Annotated in this window: 29 protein-coding genes; 9 read left to right on the forward strand and 20 right to left on the reverse strand. The window is 31.6% G+C overall.

Annotated features, from left to right (window positions below; all coding sequences use genetic code 11):
- Window positions 1–476: 476 nt before the first annotated feature.
- The 6 genes from purD to HNQ03_RS04440 form a co-directional block, all read right to left on the reverse strand.
- The gene (gene purD / locus HNQ03_RS04415) at window positions 477–1,715 is read right to left on the reverse strand and encodes a phosphoribosylamine--glycine ligase (RefSeq protein ID WP_173778455.1); all 1,239 of its coding nucleotides are present in this window, start codon (window positions 1,713–1,715) and stop codon (window positions 477–479) included.
- A gap of 63 nt (window positions 1,716–1,778) precedes the next feature.
- On the reverse strand, window positions 1,779–3,293 hold the full coding sequence (gene purH / locus HNQ03_RS04420; protein WP_173778456.1) for a bifunctional phosphoribosylaminoimidazolecarboxamide formyltransferase/IMP cyclohydrolase: 1,515 nt from the start codon (window positions 3,291–3,293) through the stop codon (window positions 1,779–1,781).
- Window positions 3,294–3,450: 157 nt separating this feature from the next.
- On the reverse strand, window positions 3,451–4,017 hold the full coding sequence (purN, locus tag HNQ03_RS04425; RefSeq protein WP_173778457.1) for a phosphoribosylglycinamide formyltransferase: 567 nt from the start codon (window positions 4,015–4,017) through the stop codon (window positions 3,451–3,453).
- Between the two features lie 151 nt (window positions 4,018–4,168).
- A complete protein-coding gene (gene purM / locus HNQ03_RS04430) occupies window positions 4,169–5,161 on the reverse strand; it encodes a phosphoribosylformylglycinamidine cyclo-ligase (protein ID WP_173778458.1) in 993 nt (330 codons plus the stop codon).
- A 251-nt stretch (window positions 5,162–5,412) separates the two neighbouring features.
- On the reverse strand, window positions 5,413–5,958 hold the full coding sequence (locus HNQ03_RS04435) for an NADPH-dependent FMN reductase (protein ID WP_173778459.1): 546 nt from the start codon (window positions 5,956–5,958) through the stop codon (window positions 5,413–5,415).
- A gap of 28 nt (window positions 5,959–5,986) precedes the next feature.
- On the reverse strand, window positions 5,987–6,706 hold the full coding sequence (locus HNQ03_RS04440) for a pirin family protein (protein ID WP_173778460.1): 720 nt from the start codon (window positions 6,704–6,706) through the stop codon (window positions 5,987–5,989).
- A 183-nt stretch (window positions 6,707–6,889) separates the two neighbouring features.
- Here HNQ03_RS04440 and metG point away from each other — a divergent pair, with 183 nt between their 5' ends.
- The gene (metG, locus tag HNQ03_RS04445) at window positions 6,890–8,923 is read left to right on the forward strand and encodes a methionine--tRNA ligase (RefSeq protein ID WP_173778461.1); all 2,034 of its coding nucleotides are present in this window, start codon (window positions 6,890–6,892) and stop codon (window positions 8,921–8,923) included.
- Between the two features lie 110 nt (window positions 8,924–9,033).
- On the opposite strand, the gene HNQ03_RS04450 is transcribed toward metG, so the two are convergent.
- From HNQ03_RS04450 to dnaA, 4 genes are all read right to left on the reverse strand, one after another.
- Entirely contained in the window at window positions 9,034–9,411 is a 378-nt protein-coding gene (locus tag HNQ03_RS04450; protein WP_173778462.1) for a hypothetical protein, read from the reverse strand.
- Between the two features lie 69 nt (window positions 9,412–9,480).
- Window positions 9,481–10,179 (reverse strand): SAM-dependent methyltransferase, encoded by a 699-nt coding sequence (locus HNQ03_RS04455; RefSeq protein WP_173778463.1) that lies wholly within the window; start codon window positions 10,177–10,179, stop codon window positions 9,481–9,483.
- A gap of 56 nt (window positions 10,180–10,235) precedes the next feature.
- Entirely contained in the window at window positions 10,236–10,670 is a 435-nt protein-coding gene (locus tag HNQ03_RS04460; RefSeq protein WP_173778464.1) for a low molecular weight protein-tyrosine-phosphatase, read from the reverse strand.
- Between the two features lie 98 nt (window positions 10,671–10,768).
- Window positions 10,769–12,223 carry a chromosomal replication initiator protein DnaA gene (dnaA, locus tag HNQ03_RS04465; protein WP_173778465.1) on the reverse strand — a complete coding sequence of 485 codons (1,455 nt, stop codon included), beginning with the start codon at window positions 12,221–12,223 and terminating at the stop codon, window positions 10,769–10,771.
- Between the two features lie 134 nt (window positions 12,224–12,357).
- Here dnaA and HNQ03_RS04470 point away from each other — a divergent pair, with 134 nt between their 5' ends.
- Both HNQ03_RS04470 and HNQ03_RS04475 read left to right on the forward strand, forming a co-directional pair.
- Window positions 12,358–12,765: an acyl-CoA thioesterase gene (locus tag HNQ03_RS04470; RefSeq protein WP_173778466.1), complete on the forward strand. Its 408-nt coding sequence runs from the start codon at window positions 12,358–12,360 to the stop codon at window positions 12,763–12,765.
- A 135-nt stretch (window positions 12,766–12,900) separates the two neighbouring features.
- Window positions 12,901–13,329 carry a hypothetical protein gene (locus HNQ03_RS04475; RefSeq protein WP_173778467.1) on the forward strand — a complete coding sequence of 143 codons (429 nt, stop codon included), beginning with the start codon at window positions 12,901–12,903 and terminating at the stop codon, window positions 13,327–13,329.
- A 1-nt stretch (window position 13,330) separates the two neighbouring features.
- On the opposite strand, the gene HNQ03_RS04480 is transcribed toward HNQ03_RS04475, so the two are convergent.
- The gene (locus tag HNQ03_RS04480) at window positions 13,331–14,608 is read right to left on the reverse strand and encodes a replication-associated recombination protein A (protein ID WP_173778468.1); all 1,278 of its coding nucleotides are present in this window, start codon (window positions 14,606–14,608) and stop codon (window positions 13,331–13,333) included.
- Between the two features lie 70 nt (window positions 14,609–14,678).
- Here HNQ03_RS04480 and yidD point away from each other — a divergent pair, with 70 nt between their 5' ends.
- From yidD to mscL, 4 genes are all read left to right on the forward strand, one after another.
- Complete coding sequence (gene yidD, locus HNQ03_RS04485; RefSeq protein WP_173778469.1) at window positions 14,679–14,921, forward strand: membrane protein insertion efficiency factor YidD; 243 nt, start codon at window positions 14,679–14,681, stop codon at window positions 14,919–14,921.
- Between the two features lie 476 nt (window positions 14,922–15,397).
- The gene (lgt, locus tag HNQ03_RS16165; protein WP_173778591.1) at window positions 15,398–16,243 is read left to right on the forward strand and encodes a prolipoprotein diacylglyceryl transferase; all 846 of its coding nucleotides are present in this window, start codon (window positions 15,398–15,400) and stop codon (window positions 16,241–16,243) included.
- 57 nt (window positions 16,244–16,300) lie between these two features.
- On the forward strand, window positions 16,301–17,287 hold the full coding sequence (locus HNQ03_RS04495; protein ID WP_173778470.1) for a DNA topoisomerase IB: 987 nt from the start codon (window positions 16,301–16,303) through the stop codon (window positions 17,285–17,287).
- Window positions 17,288–17,358: 71 nt separating this feature from the next.
- Window positions 17,359–17,733, forward strand: a complete 375-nt coding sequence (gene mscL / locus HNQ03_RS04500) for a large conductance mechanosensitive channel protein MscL (RefSeq protein ID WP_173778471.1) — start codon at window positions 17,359–17,361, stop codon at window positions 17,731–17,733.
- A 76-nt stretch (window positions 17,734–17,809) separates the two neighbouring features.
- Here the strand turns inward: mscL and HNQ03_RS04505 are convergent, their stop codons facing one another.
- Together HNQ03_RS04505 and HNQ03_RS04510 are read right to left on the reverse strand one after the other, a co-directional pair.
- Window positions 17,810–18,772: a D-2-hydroxyacid dehydrogenase gene (locus HNQ03_RS04505; protein ID WP_173778472.1), complete on the reverse strand. Its 963-nt coding sequence runs from the start codon at window positions 18,770–18,772 to the stop codon at window positions 17,810–17,812.
- Between the two features lie 24 nt (window positions 18,773–18,796).
- Window positions 18,797–19,198: an LNS2 domain-containing protein gene (locus HNQ03_RS04510; RefSeq protein ID WP_173778473.1), complete on the reverse strand. Its 402-nt coding sequence runs from the start codon at window positions 19,196–19,198 to the stop codon at window positions 18,797–18,799.
- Window positions 19,199–19,378: 180 nt separating this feature from the next.
- Here HNQ03_RS04510 and idi point away from each other — a divergent pair, with 180 nt between their 5' ends.
- Together idi and gcvT are read left to right on the forward strand one after the other, a co-directional pair.
- On the forward strand, window positions 19,379–19,888 hold the full coding sequence (gene idi / locus HNQ03_RS04515) for an isopentenyl-diphosphate Delta-isomerase (RefSeq protein WP_173778474.1): 510 nt from the start codon (window positions 19,379–19,381) through the stop codon (window positions 19,886–19,888).
- A 46-nt stretch (window positions 19,889–19,934) separates the two neighbouring features.
- Window positions 19,935–21,014 carry a glycine cleavage system aminomethyltransferase GcvT gene (gene gcvT, locus HNQ03_RS04520; RefSeq protein ID WP_173778475.1) on the forward strand — a complete coding sequence of 360 codons (1,080 nt, stop codon included), beginning with the start codon at window positions 19,935–19,937 and terminating at the stop codon, window positions 21,012–21,014.
- 50 nt (window positions 21,015–21,064) lie between these two features.
- Here the strand turns inward: gcvT and HNQ03_RS04525 are convergent, their stop codons facing one another.
- The 7 genes from HNQ03_RS04525 to HNQ03_RS04555 all read right to left on the reverse strand — a co-directional run bounded on the left by HNQ03_RS04525 (window position 21,065) and on the right by HNQ03_RS04555 (window position 26,089).
- The gene (locus tag HNQ03_RS04525; RefSeq protein ID WP_173778476.1) at window positions 21,065–21,406 is read right to left on the reverse strand and encodes an Ada metal-binding domain-containing protein; all 342 of its coding nucleotides are present in this window, start codon (window positions 21,404–21,406) and stop codon (window positions 21,065–21,067) included.
- A complete protein-coding gene (locus tag HNQ03_RS04530; protein ID WP_173778477.1) occupies window positions 21,403–21,756 on the reverse strand; it encodes an arsenate reductase family protein in 354 nt (117 codons plus the stop codon). The genes HNQ03_RS04525 and HNQ03_RS04530 overlap by 4 nt, the downstream gene beginning before the upstream one ends.
- Before the next feature lie 248 nt (window positions 21,757–22,004).
- Window positions 22,005–22,466, reverse strand: a complete 462-nt coding sequence (gene lysM / locus HNQ03_RS04535) for a peptidoglycan-binding protein LysM (protein WP_173778478.1) — start codon at window positions 22,464–22,466, stop codon at window positions 22,005–22,007.
- Between the two features lie 185 nt (window positions 22,467–22,651).
- On the reverse strand, window positions 22,652–23,626 hold the full coding sequence (locus HNQ03_RS04540) for a hypothetical protein (RefSeq protein ID WP_173778479.1): 975 nt from the start codon (window positions 23,624–23,626) through the stop codon (window positions 22,652–22,654).
- 77 nt (window positions 23,627–23,703) lie between these two features.
- A complete protein-coding gene (gene rny / locus HNQ03_RS04545; protein ID WP_173778480.1) occupies window positions 23,704–25,275 on the reverse strand; it encodes a ribonuclease Y in 1,572 nt (523 codons plus the stop codon).
- Window positions 25,276–25,499: 224 nt separating this feature from the next.
- Window positions 25,500–25,787, reverse strand: a complete 288-nt coding sequence (locus tag HNQ03_RS04550) for a cell division protein ZapA (RefSeq protein WP_173778481.1) — start codon at window positions 25,785–25,787, stop codon at window positions 25,500–25,502.
- On the reverse strand, window positions 25,787–26,089 hold the full coding sequence (locus HNQ03_RS04555) for a hypothetical protein (protein ID WP_173778482.1): 303 nt from the start codon (window positions 26,087–26,089) through the stop codon (window positions 25,787–25,789). Before HNQ03_RS04555 ends, HNQ03_RS04550 begins: the two co-directional genes overlap by 1 nt.
- Window positions 26,090–26,192: the final 103 nt, after the last annotated feature.

Here is a 26,192-nt window from a genome sequence, read left to right on the forward strand (position 1 = left end):
TTTTATGTTTTTTATTTTAGTTTGCTTTAGTGAACATTAGTTTTAATAATCTACGATTATTTTTACTCTTTTTATAGTAGATCTGCGCTTTTGACTTGAACTTTTTTTAACACATTAGTTTAAGTTTAACTCTTTTGATTTTAGTTTATATTAGGACACATAAGTTTTAAAAATCTACGATTTTTTTTATGATTTTAAAATAACCTTGTCAAGGTTTGGAACCTTGACAAGGTTGAATTTCCTAAATTTTAATTTTTAACTGATGGTTATATTGATATCTGCTTTTTAGCCCTGATTGAAGTGGCATCCTTTTTTTTGTCTGAAATTTTCTGAAAAAATATAGACTTTAAACCTGAAAAAACTTTTGAAAACATATGCGCTAGTTATAAAAAAAAGATATAACGGAAAGCAGGATTAAGCTCCTAAAAAATTTAAATAAAAAAGGTCTGACTATTCGTCAAACCTTTATTTTTAATCTAAAATTTTGCGATGTCGTTTCTGTAAAATGCGTAATCGAATTTTACGGGAAGTGCATCTGCATATACTTTTTCTCTTGCTTCATCAAAAGTTTTTCCGGTTGCGATGATGTTTAACACGCGACCACCTGCTGTGAAATTTTTGCCAGCTTTGTTGGTTGCACCAGACAAAAAGACGCTAGAATGCTGTACTTTTTCTAAGCCTGTAATCTCGTATCCTGTTTCGTAATGACCTGGATATCCGCCAGATGCAAGTACCAAACAAACGGCTTTTTCGTCTTTAAACTTTAGATTTATTTCTCTCCCATCTATACAATCTTCTATTACATCTGCAAGCTCATTATCCAAAAGTTCCATTAAAACCTGAGTTTCTGGATCTCCAGAACGCATATTGTATTCTAAAAGATGACAACCATTTTCGGTAACTAATAGACCGAAAAACATGAAGCCTGTAAACATTAAGTAGTTGTCTTTCAGACCTTCTAGCGTTGGTTTTAGAATATTATCTAGAAAATCTCTGTTGTGAATGAGTGTGAAATCTGGACTTGGCGCTAAACTTCCCATTCCACCAGTGTTTGCACCAATTCCGCCGTTTCCTACTTTTTTGTAATCTTTGGCAGAAATCATCGGGAAAATATCTTTCCCGTTGGAAACAGCGATGATAGAAACTTCAAATCCTTTTAAAAATTCTTCTATAACCACTTGAATTCCAGCATCTCCATAGATTTTTTCAATCATGAAATCATGAATAGTTTTTAATGCTTCATCAAAATCTTCGGCTATCACTACTCCTTTTCCTTGTGCCAATCCGGAAGCTTTGATTACCAACGGATAGCTTTCTTTTTGTAGATATTCTTTTGCTTCTACAAATGAATTGAAGACCATAGAACGCGCAGTTTTTACGCCAAATTCTTTCATGAAATTTTTTGCGTAAGCTTTGCTCCCTTCTAGTTTTGCCACCTTTTTTTCTGGGCCGAAAATACGAAGACCAGCTTTTTTAAATTCATCTACAATACCATCTACCAAAGGTGCTTCTGGACCTACAATAGTAAGATCTATAGCTTCTCTCTTTGCAAAATGCAGTAATTCTGAAATTTCTGTGATGTATATATTTGTGCCAATATTTTCTGTAGCCGCGTTTCCTTTAGCAAAAAATATTTCTGTAATTCTTTTATCTTGAGCTAGTTTTTTTCCAAAAGCAGCCTCTCTTCCACCATTTCCTATAATTAATACTCTCATTGGTTTTTTCTATTTTTAATATTTTACAAATTTACAATTTTCAATCCTTAATTGGTCTTTTTTTTAATGAAAAAAGTGACGCATTTTTGTGAACAACATCGGAATTTTGTGCTCGTTTGCAGCATCTATAGAATCTTGATCTTTCATGCTACCTCCTGGTTGAATAATTGCGGAAATACCTTGCTCTGCACAATAATCTACCACATCTCTGAACGGAAAAAACGCATCTGAAGCCAATACTAGTTCTCCATCAAATTTTTCTTTTGCACGAGAAATAGCTTGCTCTGTTGCCCAAATTCTATTCACTTGTCCACCACCAATTCCCAAGGCTTGCGTTCCGTTGGAAACTACTATTGCATTGGATTTCACATATTTACAAACTCTTTGCGAAAATAATAATGATTTTCTTTGCGCTTCTGTTGGTTCTATTTCGGTTACACATTCTATTTCCGCTGAAAATTGCTGATCTGTGCTTTGTACCAATAATCCACCATCTATTTTTACCAAAGTTTTGGAATCTGAAACTGGATTTTTAATTTTTAAAATTCTTAAATTTTTCTTTTTTCTTAAAATTTCCAAGGCTTCTTCTGTAAAATCTGTAGCGGCTACAATTTCTAGAAAAGTATTGTTGAGCTCTTTTGCAGTTTCTGCATCTACAGTAAAATTCATCCCAACTATGCCGCCAAAGATGGACATTGGATCGCATTCGAAGGCTTTTTTGTAGGTTTCTATGGCAGTTGTTCCTGTTGCAACTCCGCAAGGTGTAGAATGTTTTACTGCGCAGCAAACCATTTCTTCATGAAATTCATGAACTACTTTCCAGCATAAATCTAAATCTCTTAAATTATTGAAAGACAATTCTTTACCTCCCAAAATTTCAAAATCTTTCATCGCGCCATTTTCGAAAGTTGAAACGTAATACGCTGCTGTTTGATGTGGATTTTCTCCATATCGCAAGTCTGAAACTTTTTTGTAGGAAGCATTCAAATATTGTGGATATTCTTCTTCCAAAAGCATGGCAGAAATTGCAGCATCATAAGCTGAAGTAAGATTGAAGACTTTTCCGGCTAATTTTTTTCTTGTTTCTATTGAAGTTTCTCCGTTTTCTGTTATTTCATTTTGAACCAATTCATAATCTGAAATATCGGTAAGAACGGTTACACTTTGGAAATTTTTCGCACCAGAACGCAACATTGATGGTCCGCCAATATCTATAAATTCTACTTTTTCGGCTAAATTTATTTCTTTATTTACGTTTTCAAAAAAAGGATATAAGTTGACGATTACCATATCAATCAAACCAATTTCATATTCTTGAACGGTTTTCATGTGGTTTTCGTTATCTCTTACAGCTAAAAGTCCACCATGAATTTTTGGGTGTAAGGTTTTTACTCTTCCGTCTAACATTTCTGGAAAATCGGTTACTTCATCAATCTGAATTGGGCTTAAACCAGCTTCTTTTAGATGTTTGAATGTTCCGCCGGTGGAAATTAATTCGTAATTATTTGTTTCTAAAAATTTTGCAACATCTGTGAGATTAGATTTATCGGAAACGGAAATTAGGGCTCTTTTTTTCATATAATAATTTCATCCCTTCGGGATTTTTTTGATTATGTTTTCATTTTTCCATAGGTTTTCACCTATGGTTACTATAATTTAATCGCTTCGGGATTTTTATTATTTTTCAAAGGGCATTACCCTTTGCTTTTGATTTCGCCACTTCGTGGCTGGATGTTTAGACTTTATTTAAAACTAAGTTAATTGCTTTTGGAAATATTTCTTTCTCAACTACATGAACTTTTTTCTGCAAAATTTCTACGGTATCGCCTTCATCTATTGGAAAAGATTTTTGCAAAATAATTTCGCCTTCGTCAATTCCATGCGTAACAAAATGTACGGTAGCTCCACTTTCTTTTTCGTTTGCATCCAAAACTGCTTGGTGAACATGATGCCCCCACATTCCTTTTCCACCAAATTTTGGTAAAAGTGAAGGGTGAATATTGATAATCTTTCCTTCATATTTATTGCAAAATTCTTTGGTCAAAATGGATAGAAATCCGGCAAGAATAATGAAATCTGTATTTTCTGGAATTTGATTTTCTAAATTTTCAGAAAAATCTTTTCCTCTTTTTATTAAAATATTTTCAATTCCTTCTTTTTCAGCTCTTTCCAAACCAAAACATGGCCGATCTGCAATAACCAAATTGATTTTTGCATTTTCTATTTCACTACTTTTTGTAGCATCAATAATTCTTTGAAGATTTGTACCAGATCCAGAAATTAGTATGGTAATATTTTTCATAAAAAATAATTTAACAATGTATTAATCTAACAGTTTACCAATTTGAAAATGTACCAGTTTAACAATTTACCAGTTTAGCAATAATTTAAAATTATAAATTTAATTATCAACATTTTACATTGTTACATTGCTACATTTTTAGATTGCTACATTATTTAATTAAAACAATTTTCTCAGAATTTTCAGTTATTGTTCCAATTTCGTAAGCATCTGGAATTAAATTTAAAACAGAAGAAACATTACTTGGATCAACTACTACTACCATTCCAACTCCCATATTGAAGGTACCGAACATTTCCATTCTTTCTATGTTTCCGCGTTTTTCGCATTCCAACATAATGCTTGGAATTTTAATTTTAGAAATTTCTATTTGCGCAGATAAATTTTCCGGGATGATTCTTGGGATATTTTCGATAATTCCACCTCCAGTTATATGTGCAATTCCAGCAACTTCTACGTCTTTAATGATTTTAAAAACGTCTTGATAATACAATTTTGTTGGAACTAAAAGTGTTTCGTGGATTGGTTTTCCTTCAAATTCTTCATTAAAATCTGGGAAAATTTTTCTTACCAAAGAAAATCCATTGCTATGAAAACCGGAACTTGGCAAAGCGATTATTTGATCGCCAACTTTTATTTTGGAACCATCTATAATGTCTTCTTTTTCTACAATTCCTACACAAAATCCGGCAACATCGTAATCTCCTGGTTGATACATTCCGGGCATTTCTGCCGTTTCTCCGCCTACCAAAGCACATTCGTTGTCTTTACAAGCATTTACCATGCCCAAAACTATTTCTGCGGCAACATCTGCATCCAATTTTCCACAAGCAATATAATCTAGAAAAAATAGTGGTTTTGCACCGTGACAAAGAATGTCGTTTGCACACATCGCGAAACAATCGATCCCGATAGAATCGTACTTTTTCGTGTCTAATGCTATTTTCAATTTTGTTCCAACTCCATCAGTTCCAGAAACTAAAACTGGATTATTGTATTTTCCTAATTCATAAAAAGCGCCGAAACTTCCTAAATTTTTTAGGACGTTTTTATTATGTGTTTCTGCAACTGCAGTTTTTATTTTGTCTACGGTTTTGTAACCTTCTTCTTTATCGACTCCGGCAGATTTGTAGGTGTTGCTCATAATTTAATTTAACAATATATTAGTGTAACAGTTTACCAATTCTTCAATATTTTAAAAATCTCAAAAGGTAAAATAGTTTATTTTTATGTTTAATAGTTTTACAATAAAAAAGCCGACAATCATTCTGACCGTCGGCTTTTTATTTATTTTTCAGCGTCGATTACATCTCCAAGTTCTTGGAATTTATCTTTTGATAAATGTAATTTCTGCATTTTCACTTTAAAAATTTTAGTTCTGCAAAAATAGAGATTTTAATTTGAGATACCCAGAGATTCCTTTACAATTTCTATTTTTTTCATAAAATCGTGATTCAATTCTTCATTTGTAATACCTTTTCCTGCTTCAAAATTTTCTTTCCATTTCGGAAGCGAAAAATCTGCTATGATGTTTGCTCCAGAAAACGGCGCTCTTCTCATAAATTCTGCGGAAACATTTTTTCCACCTCCTGGTCCAGGTGCAGTAGAAAGTAAAAACATTGGTTTCTCCCCAAAATGTTTTCTGTCTTTTACTCTAGAAAGCCAATCAAAAGTATTTTTAAAACCTCCTGCATAAGAACTATTATATTCTGCAAGCGATATAAAAATTGCGTTGGATTCGTCGATTTTTTCTGCAAATTTTTTGGCAACTGGATGCACTCCAATCTCTTTTTCTTTATCAGAACTGAACATTTCCATCTGATAATCGTTTAAATCTAAAATTTCTATCTCCTGATTTGGAAATAGTGTCGTAACGTAGGTTACAAATTGATGATTGATAGAATCTGAAGAAATGCTTCCGGCAAATGCGAGTATTTTCATATTTTAATTTATTTATTATAATTTATTTTTAGTTTAATTTTGGTAAAATCATCGGGATATCCATGATTAATATTTCGGAATTTTCTGATATTTTCATTTCAAAATTTTCTACATTGGTAATTGCTAAAGCATCTCTTTTATTTAAAACCTGACTTTCAATTTCGACAGATCCATTAATTACAAATACAAAAATACCATTTCCATTTTTCTTAACATCATAGTTTACAACACTTGTTTTATTGAAATTTCCTAGATGAAACCAGGCATCTTGATGAATCCAACTTCCAGCATCATCTGGATTTGGGGATAGAATTTGATGCAATTCGTTTGGACTTTGATTGATTGAAATCTGATCATATCTTGGCTCGACCTCCATCTTATTTGGGATAATCCAGATTTGTAGCATAGTAACGGGATCTTCTAAAGAACCATTAAATTCAGAATGTTCTACGCCACTTCCAGCACTCATTACTTGAATTTCTCCTTTTTTGATGCTGCCAAAATTCCCCATAGAATCTTTGTGCTGCAACTCACCAGAAAGCGGAATGGTGATAATTTCCATATTAGAATGTGGATGTGTGCCAAATCCCATTCCTTTTTCTACAAAATCATCATTTAAAACCCGCAAAACGCCAAAGTGCATTCTTTTAGTATTTTGATAGCTAGCAAAAGAAAAACTGTGATTTGCGATTAGCCAACCGTGATTTTGATGACCTCTTTCCTCAGATTTGTGTAAAGTGAACGACATTTTTTAAAATTTTATTACACAAAAATATTCCTATATTTTGAATAAAAACGTATTAATATCAGAAGATTATCAATTATAGCAATTTGAATTTTCTATTATATTAAAACAGCGGTTATTTGCTATCCTATCAATTCTTTTAAAATCTTAAATTACCTTATCTTTGCAAAAATTTAGATAGAAAATATGTCAGATAGAAAGATGATTACGGCAGCTTTGCCATATGCAAACGGACCCGTTCATATTGGGCATTTAGCGGGTGTTTATATTCCGGCAGATGTTTATGCAAGATTTAATAGAAGATTGGGAAAAGATGTTGCCTTTATTTGTGGAAGCGATGAACATGGAATTCCTATTACCATTCGTGCAAAAAAAGAAGGCGTTTCTCCTCAAGATATTGTAGATCAATACCATACAGTTATTAAAAAATCTTTCGCAGATTTAGGAATTTCTTTTGATGAGTATTCCAGAACCACTTCTGCAAAACATAAGGAAGTTAGTCAGGATTTTTTTAAAACATTATACAATAAAGACAAATTTTTAGAAGAATCTTCTGAGCAATATTATGATGAAGAGGCCAAAGAATTTTTGGCAGATAGATATATTGTAGGAACTTGCCCAAATTGTGGGAATGAAAATGCTTACGGAGATCAATGCGAAAAGTGCGGAACTACACTTTCTCCCTCAGAATTGATCAACCCAAAATCTATGTTAAGTGGAAATATTCCCATTTTGAAGGAGACCAACAACTGGTATTTACCTTTGAATGAATATGAAGATTTTTTGAACGAGTGGATAATTGAGGGACATAAAAATGATTGGAAACCAAATGTTTACGGACAAGTGAAATCTTGGATTACAGAAGGTTTGAAACCACGAGCAATGACGAGAGATTTGAATTGGGGTGTTCCCGTTCCGCTTCCAAATGCCGAGGGAAAAGTACTTTATGTCTGGTTTGATGCACCGATTGGTTATATTTCTTTCACCCAAGAATGGGCAGATAAAAATGGTAAAAATTGGAAAGATTATTGGCAGAGTGATGATTCTGAATTAATACATTTCATTGGAAAAGACAATATCGTTTTCCATTGTATTATTTTTCCTGCGATGATGAAAGCGCATGGTGAATATAAAATGCCAACGAATGTTCCTGCTTTTGAATTTTTAAATCTAGAAAACGAAAAAATTTCAACTTCTAGGAATTGGGCAGTTTGGGCACATGAATATATTGAAGAATTTCCGGGACAACAAGATGTTTTGAGATATTCTCTACTTTCTTCTGCACCAGAAACAAAGGACAACAATTTTACGTGGAAAGATTTTCAGACAAAAAATAATTCGGAATTGGTTGGAATTTTTGGAAATTTTATTAATAGAGTTGCGGTTTTAATTCATAAATATTATGATGGAATAATTCCTGCTGGAAATGAAAATGCCGAAGAACTGAATGAAATTACAAAAGCAATAACTGAAGTTGAAAATTTCCTAGAAAATTTTGAATTTAGAAATGCTTTGACTTCCATGATGAATTTGGCACGTTTTGGAAACCAGTTTTTGCAAATAGAAGAACCTTGGAAAACCATAAAAGAAAATCCTGAAAAAGCAGCTAATTCACTATTTATTGCAGTACAAATTGCAGTTGGTTTAGCGCAAATTTGCGAACCATTCTTGCCTTTCAGCGCAGAAAAATTACAGAAAATGTTTAATGTTTCTCAATTAAATTGGAGCGATCTTAAAAATGAGAAGATCTTAATTAAAACAGGACATCAAATCAATCCTTCAGAATTATTATTTTCCAAAATTGAAGACGAGACGATAGAATTTCAATTTCAAAAATTAGAAAACACAAAATCATCAAATAAAAAAACAAACCCAAATGCAAATCCTATGAAAGACGAAATACAATTTGACGATTTTACTAAAATTGATCTAAGAACTGCCACTATTTTAACTGCAGAAAAAGTAGAAAAAGCAGATAAATTGTTGAAATTTTCTGTAGATTCTGGAATTGATGTAAGAACCGTAGTTTCTGGTGTTGCAGAAAGTTTTACTCCAGAAGAATGCGTAGGAAAACAAGTGATGCTTTTGGCAAATTTGGCTCCGAGAAAAATACGTGGAATAGAATCTCAAGGAATGTTGCTTTTAACGAATAATGCAGATGGAAAATTGGTTTTTGTGACGCCAGAAGTGAAGGTTGAGAATGGTATTGAGATTGGATAGCGATTTTCTTTTTGAATAGTCGATTTTAAAAATAACCTTTTCATTTAAAATTTTAAACATAAAAAAATCCGAAATTACAAATTTCGGATTTTTTTGTTTGTATTAAAATACTAAGCGTTAAAATGATCTTTTACTTCTTTCAAAAATGCATCATCACTCATTTTTTGATCTGTTGCTAAAGTCACTTTTAAATTTTTAAATTGTGCCGTTTCTGCCAAATGATTTCTAAATTGTTCTTGAATAGTACCAGTTCCAGTAATATAAACTTCTTGAGTATTGGTTAATAAATGCTCCAATTGTTTGAAGTATTTCGCAATATTGGTTTGCTCTACATTATTTGCATTTTTCTCGCTAGAATTCCATCCTTGCACATCTCTTTCTACTGGACTGCAAATAAAAAATGCGCCTGCAGTTTCTATATCATGATTTTTCACTACCGTTGCATGTTCTGTATCCATCCAAATTCCTGCTAATTTCTTGTCGCTCATAATATTTTATTTTTAAATTAATAATTACGAAGTTACAATAAATATGTGTTCAACATTTTACAAGATTTTTTATTTTCCTATCAAAAAAATTGCTGGAACTTTATGTAACTCGGGTATGTTTTTTTTCCAATCTAATATTTTTTTAGTTTTAATAAATTCAGAATTTGGATCATTTATATTTGCAGCGATGCATAATAAGGTATTCCCAGAAATAGAACTGCACAAATCTTCAATCATGGGCATATTTCTATAGGGAGTTTCCATAAAAACTTGAGTGTAACCCGTTTTTTCCACCAATTTTTCTAATTCTAATAATTTTTTCCTTTTCTCAGATTTATCAATTGGTAAATATCCATGAAACGTGAATTGCTGACCATTAAAACCACTACTAATTAATGCTAAAATGATAGAACTTGGACCATTAATAGGAATAACTTTTATTGAATTTTCGTGACACCATTTTACAGCAATATTTCCAGGATCTGCTATACAAGGCAAGCCTGCTTCAGAAAGTAAACCAACATCAGTTCCAGATTTCATTAAGCCAAAAATTTCTTTCAAATCTGCATTGGTAGAATTTTTATTTAATAAAAATAATTTTAATTCTGGTTGTTTTTTTTCTGGACAATAAAATTTAATCATTTTGCGCGCTGTCTTTTCATTTTCAACGATATAATGATCTACATTTAAAATAATTTCAGAAATTTCTGGAGCAAAGGCAGATTTTGGTGAATTTTCGGAAAGATAAGCGGGGAGTAAATACAACATATTAATAAGGTAAAAAGGTGAAAGTATAAAGGTAAATCTTTTAAAAATAATTAAATTTATTTTAATAATTCAATGGCAATTCTATCGCAAGCAATATCTAACATTTGATAAACATTTTCAAAATCTTCTTCATTTCCATAATATGGATCTGGAACTTCTTGATCGTTTTCCAAAATTAAAGAAATCTTTGCCTTTTGTTCTGCTGTTTTTGCAAGTTTCAAAACGTCTTCAACATTATTTTTATCCATGCAATATATTTTATCAAATATTTCAAAATCGTCTGATTGGATTGGTCTAGATTTCTGTTGAGAAATATCTACATCATGCCGTAAAGCGACAGAAATAGAACGTTTATCTGGTTTATTTCCTTGGTGAAAATCTAAAGTTCCGGCAGAATCTATAGAAAATTTAGAATTTAATTTAGATTTTAAAATTCCTTCCGCTAAAGGGCTTCTGCAAATATTGCCAAGGCAAACCATTAATATTTTCATAATTGATATTTGATAGCTGATGATTGATATATTAAAAATAAAAATAGGGATTAAATATTTAATCCCTATTTCAAAATTTTTAGTTAAAAAATTGAAATTTATTGTTTAATTTTTTCGTTTAAATCTTTTACAAATTTCTTTATTTCTTTGTCTATTTTGGAAACATCTTTAATAGTTTCGCAAGCATACATTACTGTTGAATGATCTTTACCACCCATTTCTTCTCCAATTTTTGCAAAAGTAGAGTTGGTATATTCTTTAGAAAAATACATAGCTAATTGTCTTGGCAGTGCGATTTCTCTTTTTCTTGTTTTGCTTAGTAATTGATCTAGTTTAATCCCAAAATACTCGCAAACTACATCTTGAATATACGGAATATTGATAATTTTTTTCTTGGTAGAAGCAATTTTACTAATGGTTTCTTTTAATAATTCTAAAGAAAGATCCGTTTTGTAAACTGTAGAATAAGCAATCACAGAATTAATAACTCCTATTAAATCTCTTACGCTGCTATTGACTTCTGTTGCTAGATATTCTAGCATATCGTCCGTTAATTGAATGCCATCTCTATCCAATTTATCTACAATAATTTTCTTTCTTGTATCAAAATCTGGAGCTTTTATTTCTGCGGTTAATCCCCACTTAAAACGAGAGACAATTCTTTCTTGAATATCCATCACATGAACTGGTGCTCTATCTGATGTAAGAATTATTTGTTTACCGTTTTGATGTAAATAGTCAAAAATATGGAAAAAACTATCTTGTGTTGCCGCTTTGCCAGAAAGAAACTGGATATCATCTATTATAAGAACATCTACCATTTGGTAAAAATTCGCAAATTCTGTTTGATTTTTCGCTCTTGCAGCTGCTACAAATTGTTGAATAAATTTTTCTGAAGAAAGATAAACAACAATTTTATCTGGAAATAAATTTTTAACTTCCAAGCCAACTGCATGGCTAAGATGCGTTTTTCCTACACCATATCCACCATGAAGAAATAATGGATTGAAAGCAGTTGCACCAGGTCTTTTTGCAATAGATTTTGCAACAGTAGATGCAAATTTATTACTTTCGCCTTCTATATAATTATCAAAAGAAAAATCTGCTTTTAGATTAGAATCAATATTTACCTTTTTTATTCCTGGGAGCACGAAAGGATTTACAATATTACCCGCAAATTTTGGTGGAACGGATTCTTGCATTTTTGGGGTTGCAATAGATTTCCCCTTCATGTTTACCGTAATAGGTTGCGTTTTACCAATTGCTTTATTTTCCATTACAGAATACCACAATTTCACACCTTTACCTAAATATTTTTTCAGAGCAGCGGAAAGTAAAGAAAGATAGTTATCTTCTATATATTCCTTGTAAAAATCACTGGGAACCATTAATGTAAGATTGTTGTCAATCAAAGATATAGGTTCTACTTTATCAAACAATAAATCGAAAGAATTTTCTAGTTTTTTTAGGTCGGAATGGTCTTCTGCGGCATTAAGATTATCCCTCATAAAGTGGAGGCAATTTTCCCAAACCAAGGCTAAATTTTCGTTCATTATTCTACTGCAATTTTTCTTTCTTTTCTATGTATTTTACGGTCTACAAAGGTGCCAATTTTTAAAGTTAAAAAAAAATGTTTGCACTCTTGATTATTAAAAAATATATTTGTATGATATAAAAAACATCCACAATGATACACACAATTCACTCATTAAGAGTACGTTACGTAGAGACAGACTCTATGAAATACATCTATTACGGCAATTACGCTACCTATTTGGAAGTTGCTCGTGTAGAATTATTTCGCAGTTTGGGTATATCATATTCCGAAATTGAAGACCGTGGAATTTGGCTTCCCGTTTTAGATTTTCAGATAAAATATATCAAGCCAGGCATTTACGATGAAGTTCTAGAAATTCATACTTTTATTAAAGAAATTCCTGGTGCAAAAATAAAATTTGAATACGAAATTTACAATGAAAAAGGTGAAAAAATTTCTATTGCTTCTACTACTTTATTTTTCTTAGAGGCAGAAAAAAATAAGGTGATAAAATGCCCCAAATTTCTCCTGGAGTTGATCGAAGAAAATTGGGAGTAAATGATACTATCTTAGAGCATTATAAAAATACCTTATAAAGATACAAAAAATTAAATTACTTTTAGTAAAAGTGATAAATAAGGATTTATAATTTAAATTATTTTACCTACTTTTGTTAGATACAATGAAACAATTATGAAAAAAGTATTATTTTCTTTATTTATAGCCGCATCTTTTACGCTTTCTGCTCAAAAAGCTACAGCAGTTGTAACTGCAAATGGAATTTTGGCTAGCTCTACTTTCATGAAAGCAAATGCTAAAAATGTAAAATCTCAAAAAACTTTTGTAGATAATGCAAAATTACCACAAGAGTTAAGTAATATTTCTGATTTTTCTAAAAAAAGCGTAATTACTATCGTTTTGAAAGATGATTATTATGATAAGATTTCTCTTGCAGATATGAATCTTCAAAATAATTTGGATGCAAATAATCCCGTTATGTACGATGGAATGAAAATTACAAACACCAGCGTTATTATATATGGTGATGTAATGCAAGATATTCAAGTAAAAACGATCGACGGCAAAAAGGTTTTGAACATCTCTTCTACACCAAAATCTTAATTTAATATTTTCCTTTCCATTTCTTAGATAATTCTGCAGCAATTTTATTTTCTGTAGAATTATCGGAAGGATTATAAAATTTTGTACCAGAAATTTCTTCTGGCAAGAATTCTATATTTACAAAATTGCCTTCATAAGAGTGAGCATAGGCATAATCTTTACCATAATTCATTTCTTTCATTAATTTGGTAGGAGCGTTTCTCAAATGAAGCGGAACTGGAAGATTTCCAGTCTTCTTCACAAAGGCAATTGCTTCATCAATTGCAAGGTATGCAGAATTGCTTTTTGGAGAAACCGCTAGATAAACGGCACATTCGCTAAGAATGATTCGAGATTCTGGATTTCCAATTACATTTACTGCTTGGAAACAAGTGTTTGCCAAAGTCAACGCTGTTGGATTTGCAAGACCAATATCTTCCGCAGCCAAAATTAACAATCTTCTCGCAATAAATTTTACGTCTTCTCCTCCACTCAGCATTCTCGCCAACCAATATACTGCGGCATTTGGATCTGAACCACGAATTGATTTAATAAAAGCTGAAATAATATCATAATGTTGCTCTCCATCTTTGTCATACAGTGCGATATTTTCTTGTAAAATAGATAACACATCTGCATCATTAATCGTCTTCTCTTCTTGATCCAAATATTGATTTAAAACCAATTCCACTGCATTGATCAATTTCCTAGCGTCTCCACCAGAATTTTTTACTAAAGCATTTGTGGTTTCAAAAGAAAAATTTTTAGAATGGAAATTATTATATTTTTTTACAGTTATAGTTATTAATTCTTCTAATTTTTCTAAAGTCAAGGATTGCAAAACATACACTTGAGACCGAGATAGCAAGGCAGAAACGACTTCAAAACTTGGGTTTTCTGTAGTGGCACCAATTAATACTATCCAACCTTTTTCTACAGCATGAAGTAAGGAATCTTGTTGAGATTTATTGAAACGATGAATTTCATCTATAAAGAGAATGGGTGATTTTCCCGAAAATAAATTACTATTTTTTGCTTTATCTATAACTTCACGCACATCCTTCACACCTGAGGAAACCGCAGACAATTTATAAAATTCTCTACCAGATTTTTCAGAAATTATTTCTGCCAATGTAGTTTTGCCCGTTCCAGGTGGTCCCCAAAAAATGATTGAACTTAATGTATTGTTTAGCAACATTTTGCGAATAGGTCCGGTTTTTCCGGTGAGATGTTCTTGCCCCAAAACTTCGTCTAAATTTTTTGGACGAAGCTGCTCTGCAAGTGGAATATTAGAAATCAATGTTAAAATTTATATAAATTAAAAAAACTAACTTCAAATTTACCAATTATTATCCTATTTTTGCAATGTTTTGAATAGAAGCATAAATAAAATAATAACTTTTCCTTTGGTAATTTTTATAAAATTTTATCAATATGCTATTTCGCCTTGGTTACCAAAAAATTGTAGATACCAACCTACTTGCTCTCAATACATGGTAGAATCTTTGCAAATACATGGTATATTCAAAGGTTTGTGGTTGGGTTTGAAAAGAATTTCTCGTTGCCATCCTTGGGGAAAAGAAGGTTATGATCCCGTTCCACCGAAAGATTAATTTTCTTTTATTTCAAAATTTATATTAAAAACTAAACTATGAGTTCCACTTTTCTAAGATTTTATCTTCTGATTTTTGCTTTTTTTGTACAAAATTTAATAGCTCAAAATTATCCAGACGGAATGTCGGATGGAATTTTAAAAATTGAAAATAAAGAAGAAATTCCTGTAAAAATATTTTCTACAGCGTCTAATGATCAATTGAACAATAATGATTTAGGATTAGAAAAAAAATCTATTTTGGTCATTTTAAATGATTTAAACTTAACGTTTGATAATCAAAATGGTTTTAATTATAATGCCTCTATTTTAGATAAATACAAAAATGCAGGTTTTCAGATATTGGATAAAAAATTTCATCCTTATCAAGATATTAGTTTAACTCCTGAAAATATTCTTGAGGCAAAATACCTTTTTAAAAGTGAAGAAAAAAAGCTTTCTCCCGAAGACAATGTAGAATTAGAAACAAAATTTAAAATTTGGGATCCTTCTACTGGTTTGCAGCTCGGAAAATTTAAACTTCATTTTTACAGCTTGATGTTTATTTTCGCTTTTGGTTTTGGATACATCATCATGACAAAAATTTTCAAAAACGATGGTGTTGACGAAAAATTTGTAGAACCTTTTTTTACATGGACTTTAATTGGGACGATACTTGGAGCAAGAATAGGACATGTTGTTTTCTATCAACCAGAATTATTTAAGCAAGATTTTTGGAGTGTATTTCTTCCGATCAGAACAGTTCCAAATTTTGAATTTACCGGTTTTTCTGGATTAGCAAGTCATGGCGCTACAATTGCATTAATTTTCACAACCTTATATTACGCATACAAAATTATTAAGAAAAATCCTTTCTGGGTTTATGATCGTATCGGGATTGTAGTTGCTTTAGGAGGTGCTTTCGTAAGACTTGGAAATTTTTTCAATTCCGAAATCATCGGAAAACCTGTTGATGAAAATTCCTTTTTTGCAGTTCTTTTTCCACAAATGAGCGGTGAATATGGAGTAACTGTGCCTAGATATCCTACGCAATTGTTTGAAGCTTTCGGCTATGTGATGTTGTTCTTTATATTGTGGTATTTTTATAAATATACGGATAAGAAAAAGCAACAAGGTTGGCTTTTTGGATTATTTTTCATCATACTTTGGGCGGTAAGGTTTTTCGTAGAATTTTTGAAAGAAGCTCAAGGAGATGAATTCATCCATATTGGAAATCTAAACACCGGTCAAGTTTTATCAATTCCATTTATGATTGCGGGATTCGTCATCATGTGGTACTCTCAATTTAATAAGGAAAAACCTAGCACGGAAAATATTTCTTAAATTGTGTAAATTAAATTTTACAAAATACTATAATTTAGTGTTTTATAAAATTTAAACATGTATTCAAGAAAAAAATCTGGAAAAGGTTTCAGTTATAGAGATGAAAATAATAGCTTAGTAGATAAAAAAACAAGGAAATGGATAGAATCTCTTATCATACCACCTGCTTGGAAATTTGTAGAAATTTCTGAAGACCAAAAAGCAAAAATTCTCGCTGTTGGTAGAGATGAAAAAAATAGAAAACAATACATTTACCATCCTCAATTTCGTGAGGCTCAAAATCAAAAAAAATTCGATAGAATTCTAGAATTTGCAGAAAATCTAGAGCACATGAGACGTGTGACAGGCCAACATTTGCGAAAAAGAAAAATGACGCAAGAGAAAGTTTTGGCAACAATGGTCCGTCTTTTAGATACCGCATACTTTCGACCAGGCAATGATTCTTATTCTAAAAAAAATTCTACCTATGGTTTGACAACAATCCGCAGCAAACATTTAAAAATAGAAAATGACGAACTCATATTCTCCTATGTCGGAAAATCTCATAAAAAGCAAGAACGGCATGTGGTAGATAAAAAACTGGCAAATATTGTTGCAGAGTTAGATGAATTGCCAGGATACAAAATTTTTAAATTTTATAACGAAAATAGTGAGTTGGTGGACGTGAACAGTCATCATCTAAACCAATACATTCATGAAGTGATGGGGGAAGAATTTTCTGCAAAAGACTTTCGGACTTGGGGAGGAACAATGGTTGCCGCACTAGCGCTAGAGGAGTTGGGAGTCTCTAGCATAGATGACCAAAAAAATTTAGATAAAAAAATAAAAGACGCAGTGATAAAGGTTTCTGAAATTCTTGGAAATACTCCGGCAGTTGCAAGAAGCTCATATATAGACCCTCGAATCATAGAAGCTTACACAGAAGGTAAAAACATGTATTATTTCAAAAAAGAGATAGAAAAATTGCTAAAAAAGGCTGAAAATTTATCCAAGGAAGAAATTGGTGTACTCTGCATATTGAAAGAAAAATTAAAGTCAAATTAACTTACATTTCTCATAAATTATTGATTTAAATATTAATTGCTAGCTTTGCAATTAATAATAAACTATAAAAAATGGGATTTGTAAAAGAATTTAAAGAATTTGCTATTAAAGGTAATGTAGTAGATCTAGCAGTTGCGGTAATAATTGGTGCAGCTTTTGGTAAAATTGTAACTTCATTTGTAGAAGATGTAGTCACGCCATTAATACTAAATCCAGCATTGGAAAAAGCTGGTGTATCTAATGTTGCAGAGTTAATGTGGGGAAGTGTAAAATATGGTGCTTTTTTAGCTGCCATTATAAATTTCTTCTTTGTAGCATTAGCAATATTTATGATGGTCAAAGGTATCAACAAAATGAAAAAAGTTGAAGAAGTAGAAGAAGTTATAGCAGGACCATCACAAGAAGATTTGCTAGCAGAAATAAGAGATTTATTGAAGAATAAATAAAATTTTCAAATATTTAATTCAAATAAAATCGCCTTCAATACAAATTGAAGGCGATTTTTATTTAAAATATTTTACTCTAATTTTTTACTTTCAGAATACTGCAAATTTGTTCTGCTAAAGAAATACCAACACGATCCTGAGCTTCGAGCGTAGATGCTCCAGTGTGTGGAGTTAAAGATATTTTCCCATGGCTCAAAATTTTCTCAGAAGGAGTAGGCTCATTTAAGAAAACATCTAAACCTGCAAAAGCAACTTTCCCAGAGTTTAAAGCATTTATAAGAGCATCTTCGTCTATCACACCTCCTCTACTGCAATTTACGATGGCAACTCCATCTTTCATCATTGAAAATTCTTTATCACTGATCAAACTTTGCCCATTTTGCGACGGAACGTGTAAGGTGATGAAATCTGCATGCTGCAAAACATCTTCCAAAGGTTCTGTTTCAATTTCTACATTAATATATTGATTGTTGTAGAATTTAACCTTAATACTCGCTTTTCCTATCTGGTTATCTGCAGCTATTACTCTCATACCAAGACCAAGCGCTATTTTCGCAACTTCCTGTCCTATTCTTCCCATTCCTACGATTCCGATCGTTTTTCCTCTTAATTCTATTCCTTTAGAATAAGATTTTTTCAATTTGGCGAAATCTGATTGTCCAGAAATTGGCATTTTTCTATTGCTATCGGATAAAAATCTAGCTCCAGAGAAAAAATGTGCAAACACCAATTCCGCAACAGATGCAGAAGAAGCTGAAGGAGTATTGATCACGTGCAAACCTTTAGATCTTGCATATTCTACATCAATATTATCCATTCCTACACCACCTCTTCCAATAATTTCTAAGGTTGGACAAGCATCTATCAAATCTTTTCGAACTTCTGTAGCACTTCTTACCAATATCGTTTTTATTTGATTTTCATTAATGTAATCGACAAGATTTTCCGCAGCTACATTTTCTGTAATTACCTGAAAACCTTCCTTTTCTAAATAATCTATACCAGATTGATCTAAGCCATCGTTTGCTAATATCTTCATTTAATATTTTTTTTCTATTATTTTTTAATCTTCAAAAACTTCTATGGTAACTTTTTTCTCTACCAATTCTGTAAATTTACCTTTATACCTCGTTGCTTTTACCAAATGATTATCTATCCAATGGTAATTTCCACCACGTGGTTTTCCGCACAAAACGCTATGGTATTTAAATCCATGCTTATCCAACCAATCTATGGTGATCTGCTTTAAATCTTCTGTTCTAGAGGTAAAAAAGCAAATAATATGGCCTTCATCATACCATTTGTTCAATGTTTTTAATGCATCTGGATACGGTTCACAAGTTGCCATTCTTTCAGGTTCTTCATTTGGCACATCGTCTGTGATGGTACCATCTATATCTATTAAATAGTTTTTAATATCACCTTTTAGCATTGGGCTCAAATGTTCTTGATAATCTAATTCCATATATTAATTTTAAAGCTGCAAAAATACAAAAAAGGAATGGGAATGAAAAAATTGTAAACTTTTTGTAAAAACATTAACAATTTAGTAATTTTCTGAACTTGAATTAATTTTTTAAAATTAATTTGATGAATTCTTGGTGCATATTTCTTAACTTCCATTTTAATCGTTAAATTTGTTTTTATGGAAGAAGAAGTTGTATTAATAAATGAAAAAGATGAAATATTAGGTTCTATGAACAAAATGGAAGCACATGAAAATGGATTTCTTCATCGTGCATTTTCTGTTTTTTTGTTTAATAGTAAAGGTGAAGTTCTTTTGCAAAAAAGAGCCGCTTCTAAATACCATTCTCCCAACCAATGGACGAATGCAGTTTGTTCCCACCCAAGATGGAATGAAACGTATGAAACTGGTGCAAAACGAAGATTGCAAGAGGAATTAGGAATTTCTACAGATATTGAAGAGAAATTCCATTTTATTTACAAAGCAAATGTTGGGCAGAATCTTTGGGAACACGAATTGGACTACGTATTCACTGGTATTTATGAAGGAAATTTTAATTTAAATACAGAAGAAGTGTCAGAAATTAGATACATTTTGATGGAAGATCTTGAAAAGGAAATGAACGAAAATCCTGAAAATTTCACCGAATGGTTTAAAATTATTTTGAAAGAGTACAAAGAAAATTTGTAGAAAATTTGATAATTAATAATATAATTTAAAATAAAAATAAAAAAATATGAACAAAACAGCTTTGTACAATACGCACGTTTCGCTGGGAGCAAAGATCGTCCCTTTTGCAGGTTTTGAAATGCCCGTGCAATATTCTGGAATCAACGAAGAACATTTTGCCGTAAGAGAAAAAGTAGGTATGTTTGATGTTTCTCACATGGGACAATTTTTCGTGGAAGGAGAAAAGGCCAAAGATCTTTTGCAATTTGTAACTACAAATGATGTAAATCTTCTAGAAAATGGAAAAGCACAATATACATGTTTGCCAAACGGAAACGGCGGAATTGTAGATGATTTAATCGTTTACAAAATGAGCGACGATAAATATTTTTTAGTTGTAAATGCTTCTAACATAGAGAAAGATTGGAATCACATCTCTAAACACAATGAAAATTTTGGTGCAAAAATGACCAATTCATCCGATGCAATGTCTTTAATAGCTTTGCAAGGTCCTTTAGCAACAGCCACTTTGCAAAAATTAACGGATACAAAATTAGAAGAAATTCCGTATTATCATTTTTCAACAGGATCTATTGATGGTGTGGATGATGTAATTATTTCGAACACAGGTTATACTGGAAGTGGTGGTTTTGAATTATACTTTAAAAATGAAGTTGCGGAAAAATTGTGGAATTCCATCTTAAAAGCTGGCGAAGAATTTGGAATTTTACCTTGCGGATTGGCTTCCAGAGATACATTGAGATTAGAAAAAGGTTTTGCTTTGTACGGTAATGATATAGACGACACTACTTCTCCACTAGAAGCAGGATTGGGTTGGATCACGAAATTGGATACTGACTTTGTAGATAAAGAGCGCATTGCAAAATTGAAGGAAGATGGAATTACAAAAAAATTAGTTGGTTTTGAAATGCAAGAAAAGGCAATTCCAAGACATGATTATGAAGTGGTAGATGCAGAAGGAAACATCATTGGAAAAGTTACTTCTGGCACAATGAGCCCTATGAAAAAAATAGGAATTGGGATGGCTTATGTAGATAAACCTCACTTCAAATTAGGTACAGATATTTTTATCAAAATAAGAAATAAAAATGTACCTGCGAAGATTGTGAAAATGCCTTTCGTCTAATTATTTTACAAATAAATAACAAAAACCGTTTAAATTATTAAACGGTTTTTTTATGGAATATGCTGAAAACAGTAGTCGTTTCCTATCCTTGTTTTTCTTTTGCAACGTATTCCTTTTTTCGTTTTGCCTTTGCATTGGCTTAATCCATTTACTCCTTTTGCTTTTTTTGGGGAAGTACCTTTGCTTAGTTTTGTAGACGTTGGTGGTTTACAAATTTTACAAGGCATAAACCCTTTAGAAACTGCTTTTTCTACTGACGAAGAATACGATACATTTCTAGCCATTCTACAAGTTGCTAAATGATATTTTGTACCAGATGGTGTTGTAAAAACTTGCTGAGAGTATCCATTAAGACTTAAAGCAAAAAATAATAGAGAAAGAAATTTTATCATCTTACCCTAAAAAATTCCCGTAAGTTTTCTATATTTTCCTTCGCATTTCCTACAAAAATTTCTTTATCTGTAAGAAATACGGGTCTTTTTAAGAAACTATAATGCTTTAAAATTAAATTTTTAAAATCCTCTTCTTTGAAAGATTTTACATCTAAATTTTCGGCTTTTATTTGGGTAGATCTTTTGCTGAATAAATCTTCGTAGGAATTTGTAAAAGAATGCATTGCAGCAAGTTCATCATCCAAAATTGGCTGCGTTTTTATTTCTCGCAGTTTCCAATTAGATAAATCAAATTCTGACATTATTTTTTTACAAGTACTGCAATTTTTTAAGTAAAAAACTTTCTTCATTTTCAAATGTAAGAAAATTTTAATAATATTTAAATACTTATTACAAGTATATCATTCATCTTAATTTTGCTGAAAATGTATTTTGCAATAGAATTTTGAAAGAAGAATAAATAAAAAAATCAATTATTATTTTTCCGATGCATTGAATTTAAATTGTTATAAAGCAATATAATTGGGATATTATTTAAAATAAAAAATCCATCTGCAATTTAGCAGATGGATATGTTTAAAAATTTTATGCCGAAAAATTATGGCAAAATCAATACTTGACCTGGATAAATTTTATCTGGACTTGTAAGCATTGGTTGGTTTGCTTCAAATATTTTGTGATATTCATTAGCATCACCATAAGCTTCTTTTGCAATTTTAGATAGTGTATCACCACTTTCCACCGCGTGAAATCTAATCATTGGTACCACAATATCTGCAACTTGTACTTCAGCTTCTTGCACTGCAACAGTCATGTTATCCGTAACTTCTTCTATGCCTTCTACATTACCTGCAGCTACATAAATTTTGTTTTTTTCTTCCCAGTTTTTTGCATTTCCAGCAATGGTTACTTTGTCGTCTGCAACTGTAAAAGTCAATCCAGAGACATCAAAACCAAATTTTGCAACGTGATCTCTAACTTTTTGCGCTTGTTCTTCAGCAGTTTCTCCACCTCCAAAAATTTTCGAACCTACGTTCTTTAAGAATGAACCTAATCCCATTTTAAAATAGTTTTATAAATTTAATGTGTTGCCTTTGACTATCAAAGACTCTCAAATTTAACAATAAAAGTTCAAATAAATTGCTAAAGAATGTTAATTTTCTAAATACTTTTTTAATACACTGATTTAATGATACTTAACTAACAGTTCTAGTAAAAAACCCATTTTTTATTGTTTCAATTAATTTAAAAAGGTAGAGAAATACTATCTGGTAGAATGAAATCTTTGGAATATGGATTTTCTAAGAAACTTAATGGCGGCTTTTGAAATTGCAAAATATCTTCCTTTGCAATACCATATACTTGCCAGTAATTGGAAAGTAATTGTGCAAAAATATCTTCATCCCAAAATTGAAAAGTTGGATCCGCGACAGTATCATTTACTCTTATTGTCATTATTTCCGCATTATTTTCTATTACATATTTTCTGCTATATTGCAATATATAATCTGAATAATGGAATCTTGCATACAATTCTTCAAACTGAATTGGGTGCAGAATATGACCTTTCATTTTTTGTAAAATATCTTTCTGATATTCCCCAAGCACGCCATTATCTTGCAAACAAGCTATAAAACCAAATCCATTTACGCCAAATGAAAATAATAAATTTACCGTATCGTCTCGGAAACTAAAAATATCCGCAGAATATTTTAAAGGGAAAACTGCAATGCTCCATGGTTTTTTACCCTCAAATTTGATGGGTTTTATGAGGGATTGCAACATAAAATGAAAATTACCGAATCTTTCCTTTAATCCGTCGGATATTTGAAATTCTTCACCTCTTTTTTGCAAACGATTTTTTTCATAGACCATTTCATAGTATAAAAGCCCGTAGACCATTCTCCCACTCCATTGAAATAATAATAATTCATCAAGAGAATTTATTCCATCAAAACCATTTTTATATGCATCTTGAATTATTTTGTCTAATTCCTCAAAAGCATTTTTTACTTTTGGCGAGCACGGTAATACTAAATCTTCGTAAGTATAGTTTTTACTTTTGTCCATTAATTCTATGTGATCTGCGCCAAATTTGAAATGATCCATCAACCATTTTGGGAAAACCGTCATCGTATCGGTGGTTAAATCACCGGTAAGAAAGCAGAAGCGCTCATCAAATATTAAATCTGTGAAAGGATTGTATAATTCTACATTCATTTAACTAAAATTATTGTTAAAAATTAAAAAAATGCCTGCAAAAATTACAGGCATTTTTTTATTAAAATTTAAAAAATTTATCTCGCGATATTTACAGATCTTGTTTCTCTAATTACTGTAATTCTCACTTGACCAGGATAAGTCATTTCATTTTGAATTTTCTCTGAAATATCATAAGATAGCTGTGCAGCAACGGCATCGTTCACTTTTCCACTTTCTACCATTACGCGTAATTCTCTTCCTGCTTGGATTGCATAAGCGCTAGAAACGCCTTCAAAACTCATAGCTGTGGATTCTAAATCTTTTAATCTTTGAATGTAAGATTCTAGAACTTGTCTTCTAGCTCCTGGTCTTGCACCAGAAATTCCATCTGCTACTTGAATGATTGGGGACAAAAGTGAAGTCATTTCGATCTCGTCATGATGCGCACCAATTGCATTTACAACTTCTTTATTTTCTCCATATTTTTCTGCCCATTGCATCCCTAAAAGTGCATGCGGTAGTTCAGATTCCTCTTCTGGTACTTTTCCAATATCATGTAAAAGACCAGCTCTTTTCGCTAATTTCACATTCAATCCTAATTCTGCAGCCATTGTAGCAGCTATATTCGCAACTTCTCTAGAGTGTTGCAAAAGATTTTGACCGTAAGAAGATCTGTATTTCATTCTACCAATCACCTTCACCAATTCAGGATGTACTCCGTGAATTCCTAGATCTATAACGGTTCTTTTCCCTACCTCAATTATTTCTTCGTCTATAGATTTTCTTGTTTTTTCTACAACTTCTTCAATTCTCGCTGGGTGAATTCTACCATCTGTAACCAATCTGTGTAAAGATAATCTCGCAATTTCCCTCCTCACAGGATCAAAACAAGAGAGCAAAATAGCTTCTGGTGTATCATCTACTATTATTTCTACTCCTGTTGCAGCTTCTAAAGCACGGATGTTTCTACCCTCTCTACCGATTATTCTTCCTTTAACATCATCAGACTCAATATTAAAAACGGATACCGAATTTTCTATTGCTTGCTCTGTACCAATTCTTTGTATGGTTTGTATCACAATTTTTTTCGCTTCTGTTTTGGCGTTCAATTGTGCTTCTTCCATTATATTTTGCACGTGAGCTTGCGCCTTGGTTTTTGCTTCAGCTTTTAGCGCATCTACCAATTCCGCTTTTGCTTCTTCGGCTGTAAAGTTGGCTACCTTTTCTAAAATTCCTACTTTTTGAGCAATTACAGCATCAAGATCTGTATTCTTTTTATCGATAATTTCTTGCTTTCTACTGTAGTCTTCAACTTGTTTTTCTAAGTTAGTCTCAAGCTTTTTTGTTCTGCTTAATTCGTCGTTTAGTTTTTGTTCTTTGTCCTTTGTACGTTTTTCTATATCTGCAATCTTTTTTTCTCTTAATTGCACATCTTCGTCATGCAAAGATTTTAATTCTAAAAATTTTTCTTTCGCTTGCAATTGTTTGTCCTTTCTTACAGATTCTGCTTCTATTTTTGCTTTATCTAGTAGATTATCTGCATTTTTCTTTGCATCTTTTATGATGTATTTTGCTTTAGAATTAAGACCACTTCGAGAAAACATCAATCCTGCGACACCTCCAATTATCAAGCAAATAATGCTAATTATTATTCCTATACTATTCATATATGTTGAGTTTAATTTAATTATTTTAAAATAAAAAAACCTACAATAATCCAATGATATAGAGTAAACCCCGAATCAACACGTTTTGGACTGATTTCTTTGGTCTGTAATCCGAGCAAATCGGCGCGCCATTCCATAGACTTTTGTCCGGTTATAGTAATAATGTTGAGTTCACCTGTAATGTGTTAGAATTATTGTAGGCAATGTTTTCGGAAAAGAAAAATCTACTTCCCCTCGTTTTGCAATATTTGATTGAGGTTTTTCACTCTATCATTTACCGCGATTATGTTTCTTTCGTTATTTTGAATTGCTACTTCCGCGTTGGTTGCTAATTTTAAAGCACACATTGCCAAAGCATCTTGTTTATCTCTTACATCAAAACTATTCTCAAATTCTTTGATCATCGTTTCAATTTGTTTTCCAACTTTTCTTAATGTATGCTCTTCTGCAACAGGAACATTTAATGGGTAAGATCTTCCAGCTATATTTAGGGTTATTCTTCTTACTTCCATTACAATCCACTATTTTGAAGTTGTGCTATACAAAAATCTACTTCTTTCACCAATCTGTTGATGTGGCTCTTCATCAATCTATTGTGTTCTGGATTTCCAGAAATAGCTGAATGAAGTTTTACTTTCTTATAATTTTCTGTCAATATTTCATTTTCTTTAGAAATACCTTCATATTTTTCTATTGCTTTTTGATGTTCCTTTTCTAGTATAAAATAATTCTCTTGAAGTTTTTGGTAACTCTTATTTAGATTTTCAATTTTATTTTCTAATTCCGAAAAATTTTTTTCTAAATCTTGTAACATCTTCGGCTGTTTAAATTCTAACAATCTAGCAAAAATAGAAAAATTTAGCTTGATATTAACTATTTAAGTTAATAATTTTATCTAAATAGCAAAAAAAAGAGGG

The sequence above is a fragment of the Frigoriflavimonas asaccharolytica genome, from assembly GCF_013294015.1.
Taxonomy (GTDB): Bacteria; Bacteroidota; Bacteroidia; order Flavobacteriales; family Weeksellaceae; genus Frigoriflavimonas; species Frigoriflavimonas asaccharolytica.